The sequence below is a fragment of the Streptomyces sp. QH1-20 genome (genome assembly GCF_041283565.1).
Classification (GTDB): Bacteria; Actinomycetota; Actinomycetes; order Streptomycetales; family Streptomycetaceae; genus Streptomyces; species Streptomyces syringius.
Window position 1 is genome coordinate 1537387 of record NZ_CP166299.1, and the last position, 23258, is coordinate 1560644.

The window sequence follows — 23258 nt, forward strand, 5'->3', positions numbered from 1 at the left end:
AGCCCGACGCTGACCCTGACGGTGGAGATGGGCGACATGGTAGGTGACCTCTCGGCGGCGCCGATGGAAGGCTGCTGAACCAACGAGCCGCGCGGTACGCGAAGGTGGTGGCCGCACGTACTGGACCGGCCATCATCTGTTTGCTGCGGGGGCACGACAGCCGGGTGGCTCTGTTCCAAGTTCCAACTCCGCCTGGCACTCGGGAGTCCACGGCGCGGGACGACGTCAGCCCGAATGTGCGCGAACTGACCTGGCAGCCATGCACGTTGCTGGTCAGGGCGACCAGACCGGTGGCGGTCGGGCCGGCCACCGAGGAGCAGAGCCGCCGGGACCTGCGCAGACGGCGGTGATGTCTACGTGGAGCCGGGGCTCAGCCACCGCGCCGCACTCGGGCGGCCTTGCGGGCCTCCGCGAACTTGCGGGCCTCGGTGGTCTTGCGGGATGGCTTGCCGCCGGAGCCGTTCTTCGTGCCCTTGGTGCTGCCCAGGCTGCGGAACGGGGTGTTCTGGTTCTTGGGGCGCGACACGGCCGACCCCCCGTCGAGAGGCTCGCCGGAGGGTGCCCTGACGCCGGTGATACGGCTGAGCTCCGCCTCGCCAGACCGTACTGGCAGCGACGTCGGCGTCCGCCATGACCTGGCTCGTTTCGCGGCGCTGCCCCGACAGGACGAGCGTCACGACGGTCCTGGAGCGGCCAGCCCGAGCCGTGCGGCCCGCGCGGTGCAGGTAGTCCTTCGGATCGGTGGCCGGGTCGACGTTGACCACGAGATCGAGGTCGTCGACGTGGAGGCCGCGTGCGGCGACGTTCGTCGCCACCAGCGCCGTGATCTGCCCGTTCCTGAACTGGGCCAGGGTGCGGGTGCGGTACGGCTGGGACTTCCCGCTGTGCAGGGCGGCGGCCACATCGCTGGCCCACAGATGCCGCGTGAGCTGGTCGACGCCGTGCTTGGAGTCCAGGAACAGCAGGACGCGGCCGTCCCGGGCGGCGATCTCCGTGGTCACGGTGTACCGGTCGGGGCCGTGCACGACGAGGACGTGGTGCTCGATCGCGGACACCGTGCTGGACGGGGGTCCACGGAGTGGACGGCGGGGTCGCGCAGGTAGCCCTGCACCAGTTCGTCGACGTCGCGGTCGAGAGTGGCGGAGAACAGCATCCGCTGTCCGTCGGAACGCACCTGGTCCAGGATCTCGCTGACCTGCGGCAGGAACCCCATGTCACATATCTGGTCCGCCTCGTCCAAGACCGTGATGCGCACCCGCCCCGGGCGGCAGTCCTTGCGCTGGATGAGGTCGTGCAGCCGACCGGGCGTGGCGACGACGATCTCGGCGCCGTCCCGCAGCGCGGCGGCCTGCCGTCCGATGGACACTCCGCCCACCACGGTCGCGAGCCGCAGCCGCAGCGCCGTGGCGTGCGGAGTCAATGCCTCGCCGACCTGCTGCGCCAGCTCCCGGGGGGCACCAGCACGAGTGCCAGCGGCTTTTTGGACTGCGCGCGCTGCCCGGCCGTCCGGGCGAGCATCCCCAGGCCGAAGGCGAGGGTCTTGCCGGGTCCCGTGCGGCCCCGGCCTAGGACGTCCCGCCCCACGAGAGCATTCAGCAACGCCGCCGCCTGGATGGGGAAGGGCTTGTCACACCCTGCTCGTCGAGTACCCGCAGAATCTCGACCGGCAGCCCCAGCCCTGCGAAGGAGGCCACCGTGGGCCGCGCCGGAGTGGCGCCCGGCGCCTCGGGCCCACAGTCCTGTCGTCGGGCATCGGGCCGGAGTGGGCGCCTAGACGACCGGTGTCGTCCGAACTGCTGGGGTCCCTGGCCGACGTCGTGTCCGTGGAGCGGGCGGTGCGGGAGCTCGTCCGCTGGCACAGGGAATGGGGCGAGAATGGACTCGAAAGGTCCCGGCTGGACGCGGCGGAAGCGCTGTCGGGGCTGTCGGCGGAACTGTCCCGCGCGCAGTCCACCGAGACCCTCGGCCGGACCACCGGGCTCATGACCCAGCGGCTCCAGGCGCTCCGGCGCCGATCCGGCTTCCAGCGCAGTCAGAAGAACCTGATGAAGCACATCAAGGGATGGGCCATCAGCACCCACTCGATGCGGCAGCTGGAAGTCAGTCCCAAGCTGGTCGATCTCGTGGTCATGGATGAGGCCAGCCAGTGCTCCATTCCGTCGGTGCTGCCGCTGTTGTTCCGGGCCCGGCGGACACTGATCATCGGTGACCCCATGCAACTCGGGCACATCCCCGGTGTGTCACCGCAGCAGGAGCGGCAGGCGCGGGTGCGGGCCGGGCTGAGTGCCGCGCAACTTGAGCACCACCGCCTCACCTACCATGTGCACTCCTCGTACCACGCGACCGAACAGCACAGCGACAGCTGGCTGCTCCTCGACGAGCACTACCGCTGCCATCCGCGGTTCGCGGATGGCGTCAACGGCCACTGCTACGGGGGCCGGTTGCGGGTGCTGACGGACGTGCGACGCCAGACACCGGCGCACGACCCTGTGGGAGCGGCCGACCCCACACCGGTCCTCGGCTGGGTCGACGTACCGTCGGGGGAATCGGCGCGCGGCGGCGACGGGCAGTCCTGGCGAAACGCGGTGGAGGCAGAGGCCGTACGGCGTGTGGTCGAGGGACTGCTGGCAGGGCTTCCCTCGAACGCGACGGTGGGCGTGGTCACGCCGTTCCGGGCGTAGAAGCAGACGACGGCACGGATGTGGCGGGACGACGACCGGGTCCGGGTCGGCACCCTCCACGCCTTCCAGTCCGGACAGCGCGACGTGATGGTGCTCAGTCCGGTGACGGCGTACAACACACCGCCCCGAACCACGCACTGGCTCGCAAGCCAGGTCAACCTGTGGAATGTGGCGGTCACCCGAGCCAAGTCGCAGCTGATCACCGTGGGCGACCGCGCCTTCTGGCAGGACCAGAGCGGCATGCCGGCTCTCCTCGCCGCGCGCTCGGCCCTGCTGGGAGCCGACGAAAACGGCACGACGGCCGAGGCCGGAACGCCGGTCCCGGTCACCGCGGCACGCGAAGCGCTCGTCGACCTCCTGCGGCGACACCTCACCGGACGAGGCATCACCGAACTGGAGCGGACGGTCCTGGTGGGCGAACACCCGGTGGACCTACTGTTCACCGACGCCGGCGAGAATACGGCAGTGCTGATCGACACCGGCCCGGTGACCGGCGGAGACCCCGCGCGGCACCTTCGGCTCAACCACGCGCGAGGTGGCCTGCTCACCGGACTGCCCTCGGGAGGCCGTGGGGCCAAAGCCCGGCCCAGTGAGCTGAGCAGTGCGGGTACCCGCCTGGCGGATCCTGGCGGACGACACCGCGCTGGCACGGACGTTCGACTGAGTCCGACAGTGCAGCTGGACCCTGACCCGCTCAGCCCCCGGGCAGGCTCCGTACGACATACGTCATGTGCTGGAGGTTTCCCGCCCGCAGCCACTCCCTGGGCCCGCCTACGCCCTCGCCCGTCGAGAGCGGACCGTTCGCGCACTCACTCAGCCATTCCTCACCCTGTCCGGCTCCCGCTCCCCGGAACTCGGGTAGTTGGATTATCCGACGAGCCGCACCACGGTTGACAGCGATCCGGTCAGGCCCCCGGGTCAGCGTCTTGAACAGCAGGTAGGAGCTGTCGGTGGTGTACCGAAGCACACCCCAGGGCGGCCCGCCCTTCCTTCCCGGAGCCGGGTCCTGTCCGAGGGCACTCGGTGGCTGCACGCCGTAGTCGCCATAACGGAGCAGCGGAACATAGGCCCTGCCCGTCGCACACACCTCGTGCCACATGCGCCACTCCGCCCGTGAGCCCTCACACGACCCTTTTTCCAGCATGTCAGCGGTCGCCCGGGGAAAAGCTCCGCCGAGCAGAGCGGCGCTCCGCCAGGCCGCCAAGGGCATCAGCGCGTCAAGGGCCCGGAGCGCCTCCTTGCCCGCGTCGAGCCGGTCGTCGAGCACCGCGCCCATGTCGAGCAGCAGGTCCACGGGCACCTCCGGACCGGTCCGGGACAGCAAGACCCGGACATCTTCTTGGTGACGGCCATCCCATTCTCCCGGAACCCGCACCCGGACACCCAGTCCGCGCAGGCAGCACCGCGCCGTCTCCACAGCTGCCATCTGCTGAAGCTCGGTCCTCCCCGGCCCGGTGACCGGCCGTAGCCGACCCCACTCACAATACGCGGACAGCGCTCCGGCGAGGGCGGCGATCTGAGCATCCTCACCGAAGGGAGCGTCAATCCATCCGCCGTGACGGCTCACGGCACTCACCGGATCAACATACTTGCCCACCACCGTGGTGAGCGTCTCCGGAGCTGCTCCGGGCAACGGTGGCAGATTCCACAGTGGCCTGATCGCGGCCTGAACGTCCGGCCATAACCGCCGGAAGGCTCCGGCCGCATGCTGCCTGGCCGACAGAACGGGAATATAGAGTGGTCCGGACATCGCGGCTCCCCCTCGGCACCGTCCGTGTGCATCCCTTCCTGTCAGGTTCGGTTCGCCGTGAAGCGCGTGAAAAGAGCGCCATTTCGGCCCGCATGGCTGATGTGTTGAAGTACGCGTTAATGGTGTGACATAAGTGGCACATCCATCGACGCGCGTCGCACACAGGCTGTCCGCGGGCCTTCGAGAAAGTGACCGGTCAGGCGGTGGGCCGGCGAGCGAAGGTGGGATGGGCTGGACGAGGCGAAGGCGCCCGTACCGATCGCCGCTGACAGTATCTCACCAGTCCGATCCGGTACGACTTTGCGCGACTCAGTTCCATGCGCCCCCTCCCACCAGCTCGCACGACATCCCATCGCGCCCAACCCCCGTTCTTCCCCCGCAACCCGCACGTAGCAAGATCCGGACCATCTCCGGACCAGCCCTCCCCAAGGAACCGCCCGCCCTATCGCTTTCGCTGGTCAGCGCAGGTGTGACTGCTGTACCACCAGCAGACGAAGAACATTCTTTGTTCCTACAGCCCAAAGAAACTGGGGTTCTTCTAGAGATCGAAGTCGGCTGCCTGGAGGCTTCATCGAGCTCCAGGCAACCCGACACCGGAGTCACCTTCCCTGTTCGACACGGCACCTTACGTGATTGTTCGAAGTCCAAGTGAATCCGCCCCGGACCAGGGGGGTACCGCTTCAAGTCGGCGATGGACCGTCACTCAGCGTCTGGGGAGGGGTGGTTGCATTTCGCGCGACGCCGAGACCTCGTCAAGGCGCCATATCAAAAAGTTTTGCTGCTGAGACCCATAGGGCCGCAACTCTCACGCCCGCCCCACGCCACTCCAGTTGACCCGTCCGCTCGCCACGGACCTGCGGTAACCCTTGCGGAGGCCGGCCGAGCGAAGGCGCGCCTCCTCACCGACACCCTCGGCTTCGACACGGCCATCGACTACAAGCAGGGCAATATCGCCGACCAACTACGCGCCGCGGCCCCGGACGGCATCGACGTCTACTTCGACAACGTCGGCGGCGACCACCTCGCCGCCGCCCTCGACGCCCTGCACCCCCGCGGACGCATCCTGCTGTGCGGCCTGCACTCCCAATACGCCCGAGAACACATCCGCTGGCCCGACAACCTTCCCCTGGTCATCGGCAAAGCGCTCCGCATCACCGGCGTAAAAGTCTTCGACTACGCCGACCGCTTCTCCGAGTTCCCCGCCACCATGACCGAGTGGCTCGCCACCGGGGCGCTGACCTGCCCTGTCACCGTCACCCGTCACATCGAGAACGCCTATCGAGCGCTGCAGAGCCTGAGCACGGGAAAGAACACCGGCCAAGCCATCGTCGAGCTATGAGCGCGTGCGAAGGTCCGCAAAGTACGTGTGGCTGACCCCGGCGTGACGATGCCAGCCAGCCGGACGAAGGCCGCCGCTGGTGCGCCGTACGCTGCGGTGCAGCTGAGCCGGAACGGATTCTGGGCGCGCTCCAGGTCGCGGTCCGTGCGCAGCTGGCCTTCCAGCTCGCCGCTCCCGTGGTGGCCCAGCTCCTTCTCGTCCCGGGTGAACCGCGTCACGACGTTCGCCGCTCTCCGGCGAACACACGAGAGGCGGGACGCATGGACCAAGACCCGGACCAGTCCCGGACCAGCCTGCCCTTCTCCCCCTCCCAGTCAACTGTTTTCGCAGGTCAAAGGCTAGGCGCCCCGCGTACCACCAGCAGACGAAGAACCTCCTCGCGTCGTACTCCCCGAAGAAGCTCGGCTTCTTCCAGGGATCCAAGGAAAGGCGCCTGAACTGGCCGTCGGGTACGGTCGGTGCCGCTGTGCTGAGGGCAGCCCCGAGGCTCAGGGAGCCGTGAGCAGAAGGACCGCGTTCTGCCCGCCGAAGCCGAAGGAGAAGCTGAGGGCAGTGTCCGCGGAGATGGGGCGCGGCTCTCCGGCGACGATGTCGAGTTTGTGGTCGGGGTCCTGGTTCTGGAAGTTCGCCACTGGCGGCACGGTCTGGTGGCGGAGCGCGAGGACGGTGTAGGCGGCCTCGATGGCCCCGGCCGCACCGAGGGAGTGGCCGATGACGCCCTTGGGGGCGGTGACCGGGGGTGCGGAGTCCCCGAAGACCCGGGAGAGAGCCGCTGCCTCCAGCGCGTCGTTCCTGGGGGTGGAGGTGCCGTGGGCGTTGATGTGCCCGATGTCGTCCGGTCGGCATCCGCCGTCCTTGAGGGCGGCGGCGATGGCCTGCAGTACGCCCCGGCCCTCGGGGTGCGGTGAGATGGGGTGGTGTGCGTCGGCACTGGCCCCGTAGCCGCGCAGCAGGGCCTGTACCGGTGCCCGGCGGGCCCGTGCGGCGGGCAGCCGTTCCAGTACCAGGACGGCGGCGCCCTCGCCGAGGACGAAACCGTCGCGCGCCGTGTCGAACGGCCTGCTGGCGAGAGCCGGCTGGTCCCGGCGCCGCGACAGCGCCCTCATCCGTGCGAAGCACGCGGCGGAGACGCGGTTCCGTGCCCCCTCGGTGCCGCCGGTCAGCACGATGTCGCACGCGCCCGAGCGCAACAGGTCCCGAGCGACTCCGATCGCGGTGGCGCCCGAGGCGCACGCCGTGGAGACGGTGAAGTTGGGTCCCTGGGCCCCCAGGTCGAGCGCTACTTCCCCTGCTGCCATGTTGGGCAGGCTGCGTGGCAGAGTGAGCGGGGAGACGCGCTCCGGCTGTCCTGTGTGGAGGTGCTGGAAGACGGTTTCGTACGTGTTCAGGCTGGTGCTCCCGACGCCCAGGACGACTCCGACCCGCTCCCCTCGCCAGGTAGCGGGCTCAAGGCCGGCGGCGGCGACGGCCTGCCGGGCGGCTACCACGGCGAACCGGCTGAAGGGGTCCAGGCGCTGTGCGAGCCTGCCGAGCTCCGTCTCGGCCTCGAAGTCCGTGACCCGGCAGGAGAAGTCGACGGGCAATCCTTCCAGGAGGGGGTCGGTAGTGGCTACCGACTTGCCCCGGCACAGCGTTTCCCAGTTCGCCTCGGTGGTGTTTCCTGCGGGAGTCACCAGGCCCAGCCCGGTGATGGCGATGTCAGGTTGCGTCATCGAACACCTTCGCTGCCTCGCCGAGGGTTGCGGAGGGGGAGAGCTCGAGGGCGCTGTCGGGCAGGACGATTCCGTACACGTCCTCGGCCGTCACCACGAGTTCCATCAGGACCAGTGAGTCGATGTCAAGGCTTTCCAGTGTCACCTCGGGCGAGAGCTGCTCGGCAGGTACCGGAATTCTCAGGTGGTCGGTCAGCAGGGTGATGAAATTCGCGGGAAGGGCAGGCTGATCCAAGGGGTGCGACGTCATGCCAACAGCTCCTGTTCTCTCACGGGGACAGGGGGAGAGCCTTGTGTGCGCTCATGCGTGCGTACAGCACGCGAGCCCGGGCCGCCTGCGTCTCGAGCCGTTTCTCGTACCGGCAGATGCGATCCTGCGCCTTCCTGCCGGCCGGGCCGAGCCCGGGCACCGTCATCACCGAGAGGCTGCGCAGCACAGGCAGCACCACGTGCTCGCGGTGGACGTCCAGGTTGTAGATGCCGGCCGCGGCGACGCGCGCGGCCCGCGCCTGGAACCCCGGGATCCCGCTCCCCGGCATCCGGAAGCCGCACAGAACATCCGCCAGGGCCGTCATGGCGGCGTCGGGAAACACCTGAAGCGCATCGGCGAACACCCCTCGGTAGAACAGCATGTGCAGGTTCTCGTCGGCGGCGATCCTGGCCATCAGCATCTCGCCCAGCCGGTCACCGCACAGCGCGCCGGTGTTCCGGTGGGCCTGCCGGGTCGCCAGCTCCTGCACGGTGGCGTACGCCAGGCCGTGCAGCACCGTGGACCAGCGGAGGGCCCACCCCGCCGCCACGTGCTGCATCCGCAGACGTTCGAGGGTGACGGGATCCGCCGCCCGGCGGGCGTGGACGAAGGCACGAAGTACGGACGAGTGCCGGTCCTCCTCGGCCGTCCACCGGTGGTTCCACGCGCCCCAGGCCCCGTCCCGCCCGAGCCGCACCGAAATCTCGAAGTGGTAACTCGGCAGGTTGTCCTCGGTGAGCAGGTTGATGACCAGTGCGTCCTGCACCGCCGGCGGAAGTGCCGACTGTTCCGGCTGCCAGGCGGCACCCTCCAGCGGCCCGTCGAAGTCCTGTGCTCCGCTCCACGGCACGAACTGGTGCGGCAGCCAGTCGTGGGCAACTGCGAGATGACGTTCCAGCAGTCGTTCCACCGACGGCTCCAGCTCCCGCAGCACGCTCTCCGCCGCAGCAGGAGTCACGCCTGCTCACCTCACTTTCCCATGTGGCCTCTGACCGGTCGAGGAAGAGCCCATGCGTGCGCTTATCAGATATAAGGCGCCACCTCTTTGCGTTCTGCGCCTAGTGCGAGTATGTCGACGATATGGGTTCTATATGCCGACTGCACAAGGGAGTTGACACACGAAGAGGAGCGGACGAAGGCGCGCGGACACAGTGTCGGCAGCGCCCGCGTACGCCGGGAGGGGCTTACGCACGCCACCTCCATGTCATCCGTTCGGGTGGTTACGTATGGCTATATGGGTCACGTGGCGTAATCGCAGGGGCAGCGGGGAGGCTCGCCCGGAGCTCATGGGAGGTGCTGATGCCCGGTTCCAGCGGTCTGACGTCATCCGCTTTCAGCCCCGGAGGTGGCCCCGACACCGAGGGCACCTCAGCGCGCGCCACCTCGCGCGTGCTGCCGCTGACCGCGTCACAGCGCAGGATCTGGCTCGCAGAGCAGGACGCGTCCTGTGCGCGCGGGGCGTACCAGATCAGTCAGTGCGTGCACATCCACGGGCCCGTCGACACCGGGCTGTTCCGAGCTGCGATGAGACAGGTCTTCGCCGAGGCCGATGCGCTGCGTGTACGCATCGTCAGTACCCCTGACGGTCCCGTGCAGGAGATACGCCCGACAGCCGACAGCGCTTGGACGTGCATCGATGCGAGCGGTGAAACCGAACCTCACGGCACGGCGCGTCGCTGGATCGCGGCGGACATGGCCGCACCGATCACCGTGGCCCACGGCCCGCTCCTTCGGTGCGCACTGATCGCGCTGCGGGCGGACCACTGGCTGTGTTATCTCAGCGCCCACCAAGTAGTGATGGACGGCTTCAGCCTCTTCCTGATCACGCGCCGGTTCACCCAGGTGTACACGCGGCTGGCCGCCGGGGAACCGGTGGGGGCGTCCCCGTTCGGATCGCTGGCCGACCTGGTGAAGGCCGACCTGGACTACCGGGCCTCGCCGCAGTGTGCCGCCGACAGCGCCTATTGGAGGCGGACGTTCAGCGATCCACCGGACCCGGCCCCGCTCCCCGCCCGCCCAGCTGTCGCAAACATGCGGGAAGACGACGAGCAGGAGGGCACGGTCGCCGGGGACCTGACCCCACAAGCCATGTGCGCGAGCGGGGACCGTCCCGTCGCGCGTCCCGAGGCACTGCGACAGGCGGCCCGGCTCGCCGGGGTCCCGCGGTCACGGTTCATTTGCGCCACGGCAGCGGTGCACGCCCACCAGATGACAGGGGCTCCTGAGGTGGTGATCGGTCTGGTCGTCACCGGCCGACCGCGGCGCGCACTCATGACCGTCCCAGGCATGCTCAACAATATCGTGCCCCTGCGGATCAAGGTTCGCTCCGGCATGCCGGTGGCCGGACTGCTCACCCAGGTCGACCGCGTGATGAACCAGGCGATGGCCCATCAGCGCTACCCCGCTGAGGAGCTGGCCCGTGACCTCGGCTTGACCGGTGGCATCGCCTCCCGGTTCTCGCTGATCGTCAACATCATGCCGGTCGGCCCTCCCCTCAGCATGGCCGGCAGCCCCTGCACCGTCTCCGGCGTCGCCCTCAACGCCAGCCGTCCGGCCCGCATGGGGCTTCTCGCCCTGGACCGGCGCGACGGCGCCGGGCTGCGGCTGGAAACACAGGCCGCCCGCGAGCGGCACTGCCGGGCCGACCTGGTCGAGCACCAGCAGCGGCTGCTCCTCCTGCTCGACGCCATGACGATGGCCGCCCCGGACCGACACGTCGGAGCCTTGGACCCGCGGGCAGTTGACGAGCGAAGGCGGTTGCCGGAATCCGGCACCGGCTATCGAGCCCTGCCGTGACCGTCGGCGACACCGCCGGAAACGTCCCGCAGGCGGAGGAAACGGCCTCCGGACGCGACGACTCCGGGTCCGACGCGGCTGCCGTCGAGGGCGAAGGCGCCCAGGCCGGCCACGACGTCGGCCTCCCCGTGGCAACCGTACGGAGCCGGGCCCGGGAAACCCCGGTCGCAAGCAGCGCTCGTGGGGACGCCCCGGGGCGTCCCCCGCAACCCCGGATCCTCCTGGCCGTGGTCTCCACCGCCGCGTTCATGGCCATGCTGGACAACCTGGCCGTCACCAACGCACTGCCCGGCATGGGCAGGGACCTCGGCCTGGGCATCAGCGGACTTCAGTGGGCCGTCGCGTCGTACACCCTCGTCCTCGCCGCAACACTGCTGTCCGCAGGGGCGGTCGGAGACCGGCTGGGGCAGAGGAGGACCTTCCTCGCCGGGCTGCTCGGTTTCATGGCGGGCTCCGCCCTCAGCTCCCTGGCGACCACCCTGACCACGATGGTGGCCGGACGGGTCGTTCAGGGACTGGGCGCCGCCGTGCTGCTGCCGGCCGGCACGGCGCTCCTGCGGCACACCTACCCCGACGCCACCGCACGGGCCCATGCCCTCGGCGTACGGGCCGCGGTCGCCGGGCTCGGAGTGGCGCTGGGCCCGGCGTTCGGCGGACTGCTGACGCAGGCTCTGGGCTGGCGCAGCGTGATGTGGATCAACGTGCCCATCGGTGCGGCGGCGCTGGCGGCCGCCTGGCGGGTGCTGCCGCGCCCGCCCGCCGCGCCCGTGCGCTGGGACCCCGCCGGGCAAGTGCTGGCGGTCACCGGGCTCGGCAGCCTCGTCTACGGCTTGGTCCAGGGGCCCGTCGACGGCTGGAGCGCACCGGGCACGGCGGCCGCCCTCACGGCGGCGGCCCTGGCGCTGCCCGCCTTCGCCTTCGTGGAAACGCGTGTCTCCCGGCCCCTGTTGGATTCTGTGCTCTTCCGGAGCCGGGAGTGTCGTGCCGTCACCCTGTCCTGTTTCTCCTCCAGCGTTGCGCTCTTCGGCGGCGCCTTCTTCTTGAGTCTCTTCCTGCAGAACATCCTGGGCTGGTCGCCTGCCGGTGCCGGAATGGTGTTCCTGTCGGCCTCCGCGTTCATTGCGCTCGCCTCACCCGTCGCCGCGGCACTCACGGTCCGTTTCGGTGTGCACGTCCCTCTGGCACTGGGCCTGGGGTTCGATGCCCTCGCCCTGGCCGGGTTGAGCTGCTTCGGCCGGCAGGCCGCCTACGCCGAGTACTGGTGGCTGCTGCCGGTCCTCGGCGTCGGAACGGGACTGCTTTTCGTGCCGGCCACCATCACACTGGTCGGCCGCGCTCCCGCGGCTCACGTCGGCACGGCCTCAGCGGTGGTCGACACCCTGCGGGAGGTGGGCGGTGTCGTCGGCGTGTCCGCCCTCGGCGCCGTGTTGACCGCACGCATGCGAAGTGCTCTTCAAGGCCGCGCCGCGCCGGCGGGCTTCGGGCACGACGCGAGGGAACACCTTGTACGGAGCGTCGTCACCGGTGGCCCGGCCCACTGGCCGGACACCGGATCCCGGCCGGGTACGGGAGCATCCTCCCTCACCGTGTGGGTCGAGGACTCCTTCGTCGAAGGCCTGCAACTGGCCTTGCGCTGCGGAGCTTTGACGCTGCTCGGTACGCTCGTGCTAGTCCTGGCCTTGCTGAGCCGTCGACGTACGCAGCCACAGCCGGATTGACCACCTGTCGAACGCATGGGCCTGATTGCGGTCAAGCATGCCGGACAACAGGGCGGGGAAGCCATGCCATGCGGTACGCAGAGGAGATCCCTCGCGGACGGGGAGGGCAATGAGCCGGCTCAGGGCCAGGGGGCGATACGCCCCCAGCCGTATCCGCTTCTGCTGCAGGGGAGAAGCCCAGTGAGTGCCGAGGTTGACCAGCGCGGCCGAGCGGGTGCCACTACTGAGGACATCCAAGCCCATTACGACGTCGGCAAGGAGTTCTACCGCCTGTGGCTCGACCCCGGCCTGACGTACTCCTGCGCCTTGTGGGACGGCATCACCGGCGCCCCCGCACGCACCGACCTGCTACTGGAAGCGCAGCGCGCCAAGCTGCGCTACCACCTCGCCCAGGCCGGCATTTCGGCGGACAGCCGACTGCTGGACATCGGTTGCGGCTGGGGCAGCCTCCTGCGGATGGCTGCCGAAGAGACCGGTGTCCGGCAGGCGGTCGGCCTCACCCTCAGCGCCGACCAGCACGCGCACGTGTGCTCACTCGGGCTGCCCGGCGTGGACGTCAGGGTCCAGGACTGGCGTGACCATGAGCCGGACGAACCCTACGACGGCATCGTCTCGATCGGCGCGTTCGAACACTTCACTCACGTGGACATGCCCCGAGACGAACGGATCACGGCCTATCGGTCCTTCTTCGCGCGCTGTGCCGCGTGGCTGCCGCCGCGCGGCCGTCTGAGCCTCCAGACCATCGCACTGGCCGGAGACAGCGTTCTCGACGGTCCTGTGCCCGCATTCTTCGCCCGCGAGGTGTTCCCCGGCTCGGCGCTGCCCCGTCTGTCCGAAATTGCGACCGCGTGCGAGCCGCACTTCGCAATCACCGCACTGCGCGAGGACGGCGCAGACTACGCGCGCACTCTGCGTGGCTGGTCCACCCGGCTGCTGCGGGCCAGGGAGCAAGCCGAGTCGCTCGTCGGGCCCGGCACCTACCGGCGATACCGCACCTATCTCCGGGCCAGTGAGATCGTCTTCATGCGGCAAGTCTCGACGCTGTACCGCATCACACTCCGCCGGTGGCCCTGCCGGTCACGGTAGCTCGCCGGCCGACCCGAAGTGCCGCTTGCGCCTGCCGCCCGTCTTAGGGTGTGTCCGACGGGTCGCTTGACGTGCTTGTCGGATGGCCGAGATCCACGCGCACGCGAGGATGGCGCGTATGGCGCCGGGTCCCGGCTCAGCACCGGCGATGCGCACACTCAACGCCCTCTTCGGCGGCCGTCCTCGCCGAGCGGATCGGTCAGGAACTGACGCGGTTCCCGGGCAGCCACATACGCTACGCGAAATGGCCGGTCGAATTCACCGAACGGCTCGTCGAGGTCTTCGCGGCCATGCCGGGGACCGGGAAGGCACCCGCGTGATCACATGTGTTGTCGAGTACACGATCAACCCGGACCGGATCGAGGCTTTCGAACGATTCGCCGAACGCTGGATGGCGCTCGTGGACACGCACGGCGGTGAGCACCACGGTTACTTCCTGCCGTCCGAAGGCGCGAGCGACAAGGCGCTGGCCCTGTTCAGCTTTCCCAGTCTCGCCGCCTACGAGGAGTACCGGACCTTGTTCGGCCGGCATCCCGATTTCGTCGCGGCCGACCGGATCAGGGACGACAGCGGATGTGTCCTGCGCTACGAACGGACCTTCATGCGGCCTCTACTGCCCCGCCGGCGATGACGAGCCGGCCGGGAACGCGGCACCGGCCGCGTACAGGTCCCGCAGCAGTGCGATCTCCGCGCCGTGGTGCAGGACTTCACGGTTGACGTGGAGGACGACCGCGGCCAGCGGCCACAGCCGGTAGGCGTCCCAGACGTCCTCGCTGGGCTCGGCCAGCGCCGCCGCGTCCAGCTTCCGTACCCCGTCCCGCCACGCGGCGTAGGTGTCGTCGAGCTGCCGCAGGGCCTCGGCGGCCGTCCCGGCGTAGGCGAAGGACTCGTAGTCCGTCTTCGGGCCGCCGAAGTAGTGCGCGACCCGCATGCCCAGGACGCCGACGATGATGTGCCCGAGCCGCCAGGCGATCGTGGTCACCGGCGCGGGAACGGGCTCGGGCGCGGCCCAGTCGATACGGTGGGTGCCGGAACCCGCTCCCGCCGGGTTCTCCTCCCGTCGGCGGACGTTCCAGGAGCCGGCCACCGGCTCCCAGAAGTACTCGTCGTCGCCGAGCCCGGCCAGCCTCGGCCGCAGCTGATGGCGCCAGTGCCCATCGAGCTGTGCCACCAGTTGCAGATTCCAGTCGATCTCCATGGCGGCGACCGTAGAGTGCCGGGCACGGTGGTGCCCGCACACCCGGCGCGTTGTCCACGGATGGGTGAACCACGACGGGTGCCGGCCCGGTCAGCCGGTGACGGTGCGCGGCCCGGACCGGCGGGCGGCGATCGTGACGAAGTTCTCGATCAGCCGCAGCCCCGAACGGGTGCAGACGCTCTCCGGGTGGAACTGCACGGATTCCACCGGCAGTTCGCGGTGGCGCAGGCCCATGACGTAGCCGTCGTCGGCCGATCTGGCGCTCACCTCCAGCTCCTCCGGCAGGGTCTCCTCGACCACGATGAGCGAGTGATACCGAGTGGCGGTGAAACCGGCGGGCATGCCGGTGAAGACGCCCCGTCCGTCGTGCTCGATCTCGCTGGTCTTGCCGTGCATGATCCGGCCGGCCGGACGGACCAGCGCGTCATGGGCGGCGGCCACTGCCTGATGTCCCAAGCAGACGCCCAGCAGGGGCACCCGCCCCGCCGTGGACCTGACGAACCGTGGGTAGTCGTGGTCCTCGGGGGAACCCGGCCCGGGGCCGAGGATCACCGCGTCCGTGCCGGGGCCGGGCAGGTCGGCGGCGCGGACGTCCGCGGCCCGTGCGACGACGACGTCCACTCCCGCTGTCAGCAGGTACTGGCGGATGATGTGAACGAAGCTGTCGAAGGCGTCGACGAGCAGGACTCTCACCTCAGCAGCTCCTCTCCCGCCACCGCCCAGTGCGCGGCGCTGCACTTCGCGAGGGTCTCCGCCCACTCGCGGTCCGGATCGGAATCGGCGACGATGCCGGCCGATGCCCGGGTCCGGTACACGCTCCCGTCGTGGATCAGCGTGCGGATGCACAGCGCCAGATTGAGGTCGCCGCCGTGGCCGATGAGACCGACCGCGCCCGCGTACAGGCCACGGCCGCGGGACTCCAGTGCCTCGATGATCTCCATGGCACGGATCTTCGGCGCCCCCGTCATGGTGCCGGCGGGGAACAGGGCCCTGATGATGTCGTAGACGTCCGTATCCGGACCCACCTTCCCCGTCACGGTCGACACCAGGTGCAGCACCCGCGCGTAGCGCTCCGTCCGCAGCATGTCGGGGACGTCCAGGGTGTCCTTGAGACACACCCGGCCGATGTCGTTGCGGCACAGGTCCACCAGCATGATGTGCTCGGCGATCTCCTTGGGGTCCGCGCGCAGTTGTTCGGCCTGGCGCGCCACGTCCTGCGGGAGGGTTCCGCAGGGCAGCGTGCCGGCTATGGGGCGCATCGTCAGCAGGCCGCCCTCCTTGCGGGCGAACAGTTCGGGGCTGGCGCCGATGACGGTGCGGCGGCGGAAGGGCGCGAGATACATGTACGGCGACGGGTTGCGGCTCCGCAGGCGCGCGTAGACGTCGACGGGGTCGGCGTCGCTCTCCATCGTCAGCTCGTGGCCGAGCTGCACCTGGTAGATGTTCCCGAGCCGCAGGTGCTCCAGCGCCTGCCGGGCATCGTGCCGGTATTGCTCGGGGGTCGTACTGTCGCGCACGGCGATGGGCGGCGGCACCTTCGGGCAGGCCGGTTCGGTGTCCTTTGCGACCGGGGCGGCGAGGAGACGCCGGATGCTCTGTGCGTCCAGCGACTCCCACGCCGGTGCGTCGAGGAGCGTCAGCTCTGTCCGCCCCAGCTCGTGGTCGTACGTCAGGCAGCCCTGGAAGAGGGCCAGGGAGAGGTCCGGCAGGTCGTCCTCGGCCTCGGCACGGCGGGGGAGCTCCTCGATGTAGTGCACGGTGTCGTAACCGAGGAAGGCGAGGAAGCCGAAATCGGAGCCACCACCCGCGCCACCGCCCGCGGCTCCGGTGGCTGGGCCGAAGGCCGCGTGGAGACCGCGCAGGGCGGCCCAGAGCGCGGTGGGCGACGGCAGCCGCAGGGGCCCGCCGTCCCCCCGGGCGGCGCCGCCGACCGCCGTGCGGATCGCGCCGGTCGCGGCGGCGACGGCGGCCGGTTCGCCCGTGGCCTCGACGAGCCCGCGGGTGACCGTGACGGTCAGCAGGGTGCGGAAACCGAGCAGACTGCGCCGGCTGTCCTGTGCCGGGCCGCCCGCGGACTCCAGGAGGTACACCTGGTCGCGTCCGAAGTGCCCGGCCAGCGCCCGGTAGGCGGTGAGCGGCGGCGGAGCCGCCAGCCGCGAGTGCCGCGGTGCGACGGTGACGGCCGGGCTGCGGACGGGCGAGTACGTCGTCACGGGACGGCGCTCCTTCCTGGCCCTCGCTGGGGCGCGGGCGACGGGCGAGCGGTGCGTGTGCCGACGGTCAGCTGGACAACAGGTGCCGCACGGCCGCTTGTTGGGCCGCCCGTACCTCGTGGTCCGGAGCGGTGCGGCGGTCGTGGATGCGGGCCGCCTTCCAGCTGACGAACGCCCCGGTGTGGGTGACGGGGTCGAGGCCGTCGGTCAGCTCCACGCGCGCCCGGACCGAGCACCGTTCCCTGAGCCGGTCCGCGGTCGCGGAGAGGACCTGGGCGGGATCGTCCCCATGCCCCGGCAGCAGTTCCAGCCGCACGGTGACGAGATCCTCTCCGTCCGGTCCGGGATCGATGACGATCTGGTAGCCGAGGCAGCCACGCACCTGCTCCAGGAGGGCTTCCTCCAGGTCCACCGGCCGCAGGCGTTGCCCGCTGATCACCACGTGGTCGGCGACCCGCCCGGTCACCTCGACCAAGGGGCCCGGCCGACCGCACGCGCACCGCTCCTCGCTCAGTCGCACATGGTCACCGGTCCGGTACCGGACCAGCGGCTTGATGCCGTCGATCAACATCGTCAGGACGAGTTCTCCCTCGCCTGTCGGCCCGTGACTTCGTCCGCTCGCCGGGTCGATGACCTCGGGAAGGTAGTTGGGGCGCGACAGATGCAGCCGGCCGTCGGTGCAGCCTGTAGCGATGGCGAGCGCCTCCTGGGAGCCGTACAGCACGGGGAGGGTGTCAGCGCCCCACAGCGAGGCGACGTTGCGGGCGAAGGCAGGGGTGCAGATCTCACCCAGGACGAGAAAGAGATCGACCTTGAAGTCCCGGCGCAGGTCGTAGCCGTAGTGCACAGCCGCCTTGGCCAGTCCCAGGCACAGGGCGGGCGCTCCCACCACGACCTCGACTTCGAGCTCGTGCATCAGCCGCAGGGCCTTGCGGAAGCCGACACGCGGCGATTCGGGCCAGATCTTGACGTGTCCCGCACCGAGGCGCTGGGCCACTTCGCCGAAGGTGTCACCGAAGGCGTACAGCTCGCTGGGGCCCATCAAGCCCAGCATGGGCATGCGGTCGCCGTAACGTGCGGCGAACAGGCGGCGGCACGCCTCCTCCACATGGGTGTCGCTGGTGAAGACATCCTTCGCGTCACGCGGGCAGGGTGTGGAGGCACCGGTCGTGCCCGTCGTCTCGTAGTAGACGAGGGCGCTGGAGACAGGAGCGCACAGTACGTCGTGGAGTTCCCGGCGCAGGTCGTCCTTGGTCGTGTACGGCAGCCGGTCCAGGCTGCGTGAGGTGACACCGCCCATGTCGAGACCGGCCAAGTGCCTTCTGTAGAACGGCGAGTTGGCCGCCACGTGGTGCAGCACACGGGTGAGCCGGCGGTCGTCCCACGCGTCCCACTGCGGTTGACGCAGCGTACCGGCGCGGTACGCCGTCAGAAACCTCATGTATTCGTCCCGGAACCGAGGGTCGACATGGGTGTCCGTCATCAGCTCGCTCCATGGCTGCGGGGTGCGTCGGGGCGGTCGAGGTTAGGGGATGCCGGTTCACCACCGGTTACGTGGTGCCGGGCGGTCGAGACGAGGGAGAGCAAGGGGCGGCAGGGGCACGGTGGCGCTCGCTGGGGATGCCGACGGCCAGCGCGTCCCGGCCCGTCAGCTCCCGGTGTTCGCGCAGCACCTGAATCAGGTCGACCATGCGATGCAGCATGCGGGTGACCATCTCCATGCCCTCCTCGTCCTCCAGGACGCTGCCGGCCTCGTCACCGTGCACGACCGACGGAAAGCCGTGTCCCGCCACGATCATCCGGTTGAGGAGGATGTTGTTGAGCAGATGGGAGTACGTCTCGACATGGCTGTAGCGGCGCCCTGTCACCACCGCGCCCGCGACCTTGTTGGTCAGCCGCCGGTCGAAGCGCAGATATCCGGTACCCGAGCGTTCGATGAAGGCAGGCATCAGCGGGGCGCTGCCGAAGCCGTGGACCGGTGTCGCATAGATGATGCCGTCGGCTTCGGCCATGCGGTCGACCACCGCGGCGACATCGTCGTCCACCGCGCAGCGTGTGGTGCGGAAATTGCAGTCGCCGCAGGGGCCGCACGGGACCATCCGCAGATCTCGCAGACACACGACTTCCAGGCGGGCGTCACGGCCCTCGAGTTCCTTTTCGGCGTACCGCAGAATGGCGGCATTGTTGCCGTTGGGCCGTTCCGAGCCGTTGATCGCCAGTATGCGGATCCTGTTGTCGCTGTTCACGGCCTGCGCCCTCCCCGTCCAGGACATTGGTGTGGCGGATCGTCGTCGAGCGCGGTTATCCGCCGGTTACACCGGCGGCGCCAGCCGGCCGCTGAGCGCGTCGTCCAGGAGGCGGCTGGTACGCGGGGCGGGCTGGGCGTCGAGCCCCTGCCGCAGCCGCCGGGCGCATATCTCGTGCCAGGACTTGACGCTGCTCAGCTCACCGCGGGCGCCGTGGACATACATGAGCGTCTGATACGCCTCCTCCTGGTACGAGTCGATGTCCAGGATGCGACGGCACCACTGCGTCGCGGCACCGTGGTCGTCCGCGCTCAGAGCGAGTTCGCGCAGGCGGTGCAGGGCCCGCAACACCGAGGCGCGGGTCCACTCCCGCTGCTCCGCCGCCCAGTCCGCGCTTTCACCGGGCAGGAACTCCCCCCGGTACAGGGCGACGGCCCGCCGGTAGTGGCCGATCGCGGCCCCCGTCTCCTCGCGCCGTTCGGCCCGGGCACCACGCTCCAGGTCACGCTCCATCTCCTCCGCGTCCACCCAGGCGTGCTCCGCGTGGAGGATGTAACCGTGGTCGCGGTACTCGATCGATATCGCGGGCCGCTGGTCCGCCGAGGTGTTCAGCACCTGTCGCAGCGCGTGCATGGCCACCTTCAGCGAACTGGAACCGGGCGTCCATTCACTGCCGGGCCACAGCGCCTCGTACAGATGCTCGCGGAGCATGAGCCGGCCCCGGTTCATGAGCAGGTACTGGAACAGACTGCGTGCCTTTCCCGCTCGCCACCTGTGCACCGGGGCCCCTTGGAGAGTGACGCTGAAGTCTCCCAGGCAACGCACTTCCATCGCCTGGCGGTCCGTGGCCCCGACGTGCCACCGGTCCGTGCCCGTTCCGTACTCGTCGCGCATAGCATTCCCCCTGAGATGCCGCTGCTGTTCCGGCCACGAAGCGGGGCTCAACGTAGGCAGGAACCCGACGCACCAACAAGGCGGCGGACGCCGGGTGAGCGCTTCGCAGCAGCCGGGGCGCACCGAAGGTCGTAGTCGCGACTACACCTTTCCGCCGGGCCGCGAATTCCTCGCGAAGGCCCGTCGGCACCTCCTCGCGTCAGAAAATGCCGAAGTACCCCGCCGGGGCGACTTCGCCGCGACCAGCCGACAGGTCGTCGAATGGCTGTGGCAACACCATTCCCGTGGCCGTATACCCTGTCGGAGCGACTCCGCATCCCTCGAAGCATTCCGGCCGGGCGGTTTGCCGAAAGGAAAGGCGAGTGCTTCAAGCCAGAACTGCTTGCCCGTTCCCCTACCTTGACGGCCAGGTATAGCCTGAATCGACTGATGACTGCTGCATCAGCCGTGCGGCGAGGGGGAAGTTCATGTCACCTAGGCGGATTTGTCGTGCGCCGAAGCGCATGTCGACTGGTGCGGTGAACCCCGAGGCCCCTCCGGGAAGACCGCGCCGGCGGCACGTCCTCGCCCTGGTCCGCCTTCCCGTGCGCCATGCCGGTGACCGGCCTCGCACGGCGTCGGGACCGGCGATGCGGGACAACCGTTTATGAACGACGGAGCCGCCGCCACCGTCACCATCGTGGTGGCCGACGACCATTCCTTGTTCCGGGAGGGACTGAAGGAACTCCTGACCACCGTACCGGAGTTCAGCGTCGTCGCCACGGCCTGCGACGGCGACCAAGCCCTGGAGCAGGTCGAATGCCACCGGCCCGACATCCTGCTCCTCGACGTGATGATGCCCGGCCACAGCGCGGCGGCCGTGGTGGAGCGCACGCGTGAGCTGTCCCCCATGACACGGACCGTCATCCTGACCATGCACGACGACACCGCGCTGCTCCAGGAACTGCTGTTGCTCGGAGCCGCGGCCTATCTCGTGAAGAACATGGCCCGCGACGAACTCGTGGCCGCGCTGACCACCGTCGTCCACAGCAGCGGAAACGTGCTTCTCTCCGTACCCCAGGGCACCATTCGCGCCCTGGACCGACGGTCGCCCGGCGCCGAAGCGCCCTCCCCGCGTGAACTGGGCGTGCTGCGCCTGGTCGCCAAGGGTATGACCAATCGTCAGATCGCCAGCTGGCTGCACCTGTCGGAGGCCACCGTCAAACGTCATCTGACCAACCTCTACGCCAAGCTCGGTGCCGTATCGCGTGTCGACGCCGTGCGCCGTGCGGACGCGCTCGGCCTTCTCGACATCCCATGACGCTCCGAACCGCCTTCTACAATGCCTGGCATGCCTCGCACCCCCCGCTACCGGTCACTTCGGTGGGCCGATGTCGCCGCGTGGCGTCTGCGCCGCCACCACCTGCGCGATCCGCTCACCGCGCCGGAACCCTGGCAGGCGGTGAAGGACGTGTCGGCGACGCTGTGCGGCCTGCACGCCCAGGTCATGTCCTCCGCCGAACAGGCTGTGGCCGCGCGTACGCGACTGCCGGACACCGACGCCGCGGTGCGCGAAGCCCTGTGGGAGCGGCGGGCCCTGGTGAAGACATGGGCGATGCGCGGCACACTGCACTTGCTGCCCGCCCATGAACTTCCCCTGTACGTGGCGGCGTTGCGCGACGACCGGCGTCAGATGGGGGAACGCCTCCTGGCACAGCAGGGCATCACACCCGGTGACGTGGCGGTCGTCCTGGAGGCCCTGCCCGCCGCTCTGGGCAAGGACCGGCTCACCCGCGAGGCCCTGGCGGAACGGCTCACAGCCGTCACGCACGACAAGGCGATCGGTGACAAGGTGCGTTCCGGGTGGGGGGTTCTGCTCAAACCGGCCGCGCGCCGCGGACTGCTGTGCTTCGGCCCGAACGACGGCCGCAATGTGACCTTCTGCGCTCCCCGGTACTGGCTGGGCACCGATGACGAGCGGGCCGAACGCTCCGCACCCACCGACCCCGCCGAGGCTCTGGGAGCCGTGCTGCGGCGCTACCTTCACGCGTACGGTCCCGCCTCGCCGGACGACTTCGCGCGCTGGTGGGGCACCGGGACCCCGGAGGTGCGGGCCGCCCTGAGCGCGCTCGGCGATGCCGTCACGGCCACGGACATCGAAGGCCACCGGTCCTGGGCGCTCCGCGACGACGTCGCGGACATGGCGCTGACGCCGGCCGGCGACGGTCCGCTGGTACGGCTGCTGCCCGCCTTCGACCCCTACGTCGTGGGGCTGTCCCGGCAGTTGGCGTCACTGCTTCCCCATCCCGCACTGCGCTCCAAGGTGTCGCGCACCGCCGGTTGGATCTCCCCCGTACTGATCCTCGACGGGATGATCGGCGGCGTGTGGAAGGCACAGCGACGCGTCCGGCACACAGAGGTCGAGATCGAGGCCTTCGTGCCGCTGAGCTCCGGGGTGCGCCGCCGGATCGCCGAGGAGGCCGAGGGGCTGCTCGCGCCCGGTGACGGTCACGGGATCACGGTCCGTTTCGCATAACCGGTCACTAACCTCCTCCCCCTAACGTCCCGGGCTACTGTCGCGGCGGCCGAGCCGCACGGACGACGGACCTCGGGAGGACGGATGGTGTCACCGACCGCGCGGAGGACACTGCCACCGGCGGGGCGCTGGTTGCTGCGCGATCCACGGCCGGACGCCGAGGCCCGGCTGTTCTGCATGCCGTTCGCCGGTACGGGCGCCGCCTCGTTCCGCGGCTGGCCGGGACGGATCGGCCCGCTGGAGGTGTGCCCGGTCCAGCTTCCCGGCCGGGAGAACCGGATTCGTGAAGAGGGGTATCACGACTTCGATTCCTTCGCGACCGACGCCTCCCGGGCACTGACACCGCATTTCGACCGGCCCTACGCACTGTTCGGACACTGTATGGGGGCGTTGCTCTGCTACGCGCTGGTGGTACGGATCCAGGAGGAGGGCGGGCGCCTTCCGGACCGGCTCTATCTCTCCTCCTGCCTCGTACCGAGCCGAGGGTTCTTCGGACTGTTCCGATCGTCGATGAGCGACGAACGGCTCGGCGAGGAGCTGGGGCGCGTCATCCGCAGGACGGGAGGCGGCGACATCCCCGAGGACCTGCTCCCGCTCGCCCTCCGGGTGCTGCGCAACGACGTGGAGATGTGCCGCACGTACCGGCCTCCGGGCCCGTACCCGCTGAAGCCGCCGATCACTGCCATCGGCTGGCGCGACGACCCCGACGTCGGGCCGCGAGACCTTCACGAGTGGGACGCCTACGGACAGGTGACCCACCACCTCCTGGACGGTGACACGCTCACCTACCTGACCGCCCCGACCGCCCTCATGGAGATCCTCGCCGGAGACTTCTCGCCCGCTGTCCGATGAGCGGCCCT

Annotated in this window: 18 protein-coding genes and 2 pseudogenes; 9 read left to right on the plus strand and 11 right to left on the minus strand. The window is 69.6% G+C overall.

Annotated elements, in window-relative coordinates:
* Positions 1-370 precede the first annotated feature (370 nt).
* Positions 371-1694, minus strand: a pseudogene (locus AB8O64_RS06820) (DEAD/DEAH box helicase).
* Positions 1695-2129: 435 nt separating this feature from the next.
* On the opposite strand from AB8O64_RS06820, the pseudogene AB8O64_RS06825 reads away from it, so the two are divergent.
* Positions 2130-2837 (plus strand): annotated as a pseudogene (locus AB8O64_RS06825) (DEAD/DEAH box helicase); the annotation flags it as partial.
* 538 nt (positions 2838-3375) lie between these two features.
* Here AB8O64_RS06825 and AB8O64_RS06830 read toward each other — a convergent pair.
* The gene (locus AB8O64_RS06830; RefSeq protein ID WP_370418377.1) at positions 3376-4431 is read right to left on the minus strand and encodes a beta family protein; all 1056 of its coding nucleotides are present in this window, start codon (positions 4429-4431) and stop codon (positions 3376-3378) included.
* Between the two features lie 775 nt (positions 4432-5206).
* Between AB8O64_RS06830 and AB8O64_RS06835 the strand changes: the two genes are divergently transcribed.
* A complete protein-coding gene (locus AB8O64_RS06835) occupies positions 5207-5770 on the plus strand; it encodes a zinc-binding dehydrogenase (RefSeq protein ID WP_370418378.1) in 564 nt (187 codons plus the stop codon).
* Between the two features lie 488 nt (positions 5771-6258).
* On the opposite strand, the gene AB8O64_RS06840 is transcribed toward AB8O64_RS06835, so the two are convergent.
* From AB8O64_RS06840 to AB8O64_RS06850, 3 genes are read right to left on the minus strand one after another with little or no spacing between them, the layout of a single operon-like run.
* Entirely contained in the window at positions 6259-7482 is a 1224-nt protein-coding gene (locus AB8O64_RS06840; protein ID WP_370418379.1) for a beta-ketoacyl synthase, read from the minus strand.
* Positions 7469-7732, minus strand: coding sequence for a phosphopantetheine-binding protein (locus tag AB8O64_RS06845; protein ID WP_370418380.1), 264 nt, complete (start codon positions 7730-7732; stop codon positions 7469-7471). Before AB8O64_RS06845 ends, AB8O64_RS06840 begins: the two co-directional genes overlap by 14 nt.
* A gap of 19 nt (positions 7733-7751) precedes the next feature.
* Positions 7752-8690, minus strand: a complete 939-nt coding sequence (locus AB8O64_RS06850; RefSeq protein ID WP_370418382.1) for an acyl-ACP desaturase — start codon at positions 8688-8690, stop codon at positions 7752-7754.
* A gap of 341 nt (positions 8691-9031) precedes the next feature.
* On the opposite strand from AB8O64_RS06850, the gene AB8O64_RS06855 reads away from it, so the two are divergent.
* From AB8O64_RS06855 to AB8O64_RS06870, 4 genes are all read left to right on the plus strand, one after another.
* Positions 9032-10528, plus strand: a complete 1497-nt coding sequence (locus AB8O64_RS06855) for a condensation domain-containing protein (protein WP_370418384.1) — start codon at positions 9032-9034, stop codon at positions 10526-10528.
* Positions 10525-12246 carry an MFS transporter gene (locus tag AB8O64_RS06860; RefSeq protein WP_370418386.1) on the plus strand — a complete coding sequence of 574 codons (1722 nt, stop codon included), beginning with the start codon at positions 10525-10527 and terminating at the stop codon, positions 12244-12246. The genes AB8O64_RS06855 and AB8O64_RS06860 overlap by 4 nt, the downstream gene beginning before the upstream one ends.
* Before the next feature lie 180 nt (positions 12247-12426).
* Entirely contained in the window at positions 12427-13332 is a 906-nt protein-coding gene (locus tag AB8O64_RS06865) for a class I SAM-dependent methyltransferase (protein WP_370418388.1), read from the plus strand.
* A 316-nt stretch (positions 13333-13648) separates the two neighbouring features.
* Entirely contained in the window at positions 13649-13963 is a 315-nt protein-coding gene (locus tag AB8O64_RS06870) for an NIPSNAP family protein (RefSeq protein ID WP_370418389.1), read from the plus strand.
* Here the strand turns inward: AB8O64_RS06870 and AB8O64_RS06875 are convergent.
* The 6 genes from AB8O64_RS06875 to AB8O64_RS06900 form a co-directional block, all read right to left on the minus strand.
* Positions 13943-14530 (minus strand): DinB family protein, encoded by a 588-nt coding sequence (locus tag AB8O64_RS06875; RefSeq protein WP_370418391.1) that lies wholly within the window; start codon positions 14528-14530, stop codon positions 13943-13945. The genes AB8O64_RS06870 and AB8O64_RS06875 overlap by 21 nt on opposite strands.
* Positions 14531-14620: 90 nt before the next feature.
* Complete coding sequence (locus AB8O64_RS06880) at positions 14621-15223, minus strand: aminodeoxychorismate/anthranilate synthase component II (protein WP_370418392.1); 603 nt, start codon at positions 15221-15223, stop codon at positions 14621-14623.
* A complete protein-coding gene (locus tag AB8O64_RS06885) occupies positions 15220-16743 on the minus strand; it encodes an anthranilate synthase component I family protein (RefSeq protein ID WP_370418393.1) in 1524 nt (507 codons plus the stop codon). Before AB8O64_RS06885 ends, AB8O64_RS06880 begins: the two co-directional genes overlap by 4 nt.
* Positions 16744-16810: 67 nt before the next feature.
* Positions 16811-18226 (minus strand): phenylacetate--CoA ligase family protein, encoded by a 1416-nt coding sequence (locus AB8O64_RS06890; RefSeq protein ID WP_370418395.1) that lies wholly within the window; start codon positions 18224-18226, stop codon positions 16811-16813.
* 67 nt (positions 18227-18293) lie between these two features.
* A complete protein-coding gene (locus AB8O64_RS06895) occupies positions 18294-18989 on the minus strand; it encodes a flavodoxin family protein (RefSeq protein WP_370418397.1) in 696 nt (231 codons plus the stop codon).
* 66 nt (positions 18990-19055) lie between these two features.
* Complete coding sequence (locus tag AB8O64_RS06900; protein WP_370418398.1) at positions 19056-19769, minus strand: BTAD domain-containing putative transcriptional regulator; 714 nt, start codon at positions 19767-19769, stop codon at positions 19056-19058.
* A gap of 760 nt (positions 19770-20529) precedes the next feature.
* On the opposite strand from AB8O64_RS06900, the gene AB8O64_RS06905 reads away from it, so the two are divergent.
* The 3 genes from AB8O64_RS06905 to AB8O64_RS06915 all read left to right on the plus strand — a co-directional run bounded on the left by AB8O64_RS06905 (position 20530) and on the right by AB8O64_RS06915 (position 23250).
* Positions 20530-21183: a response regulator transcription factor gene (locus tag AB8O64_RS06905; protein ID WP_370418399.1), complete on the plus strand. Its 654-nt coding sequence runs from the start codon at positions 20530-20532 to the stop codon at positions 21181-21183.
* A gap of 30 nt (positions 21184-21213) precedes the next feature.
* Positions 21214-22398 (plus strand): winged helix DNA-binding domain-containing protein, encoded by a 1185-nt coding sequence (locus AB8O64_RS06910; RefSeq protein WP_370418400.1) that lies wholly within the window; start codon positions 21214-21216, stop codon positions 22396-22398.
* Positions 22399-22482: 84 nt separating this feature from the next.
* Positions 22483-23250, plus strand: a complete 768-nt coding sequence (locus tag AB8O64_RS06915) for a thioesterase II family protein (RefSeq protein WP_370418401.1) — start codon at positions 22483-22485, stop codon at positions 23248-23250.
* Positions 23251-23258 lie beyond the last annotated feature (8 nt).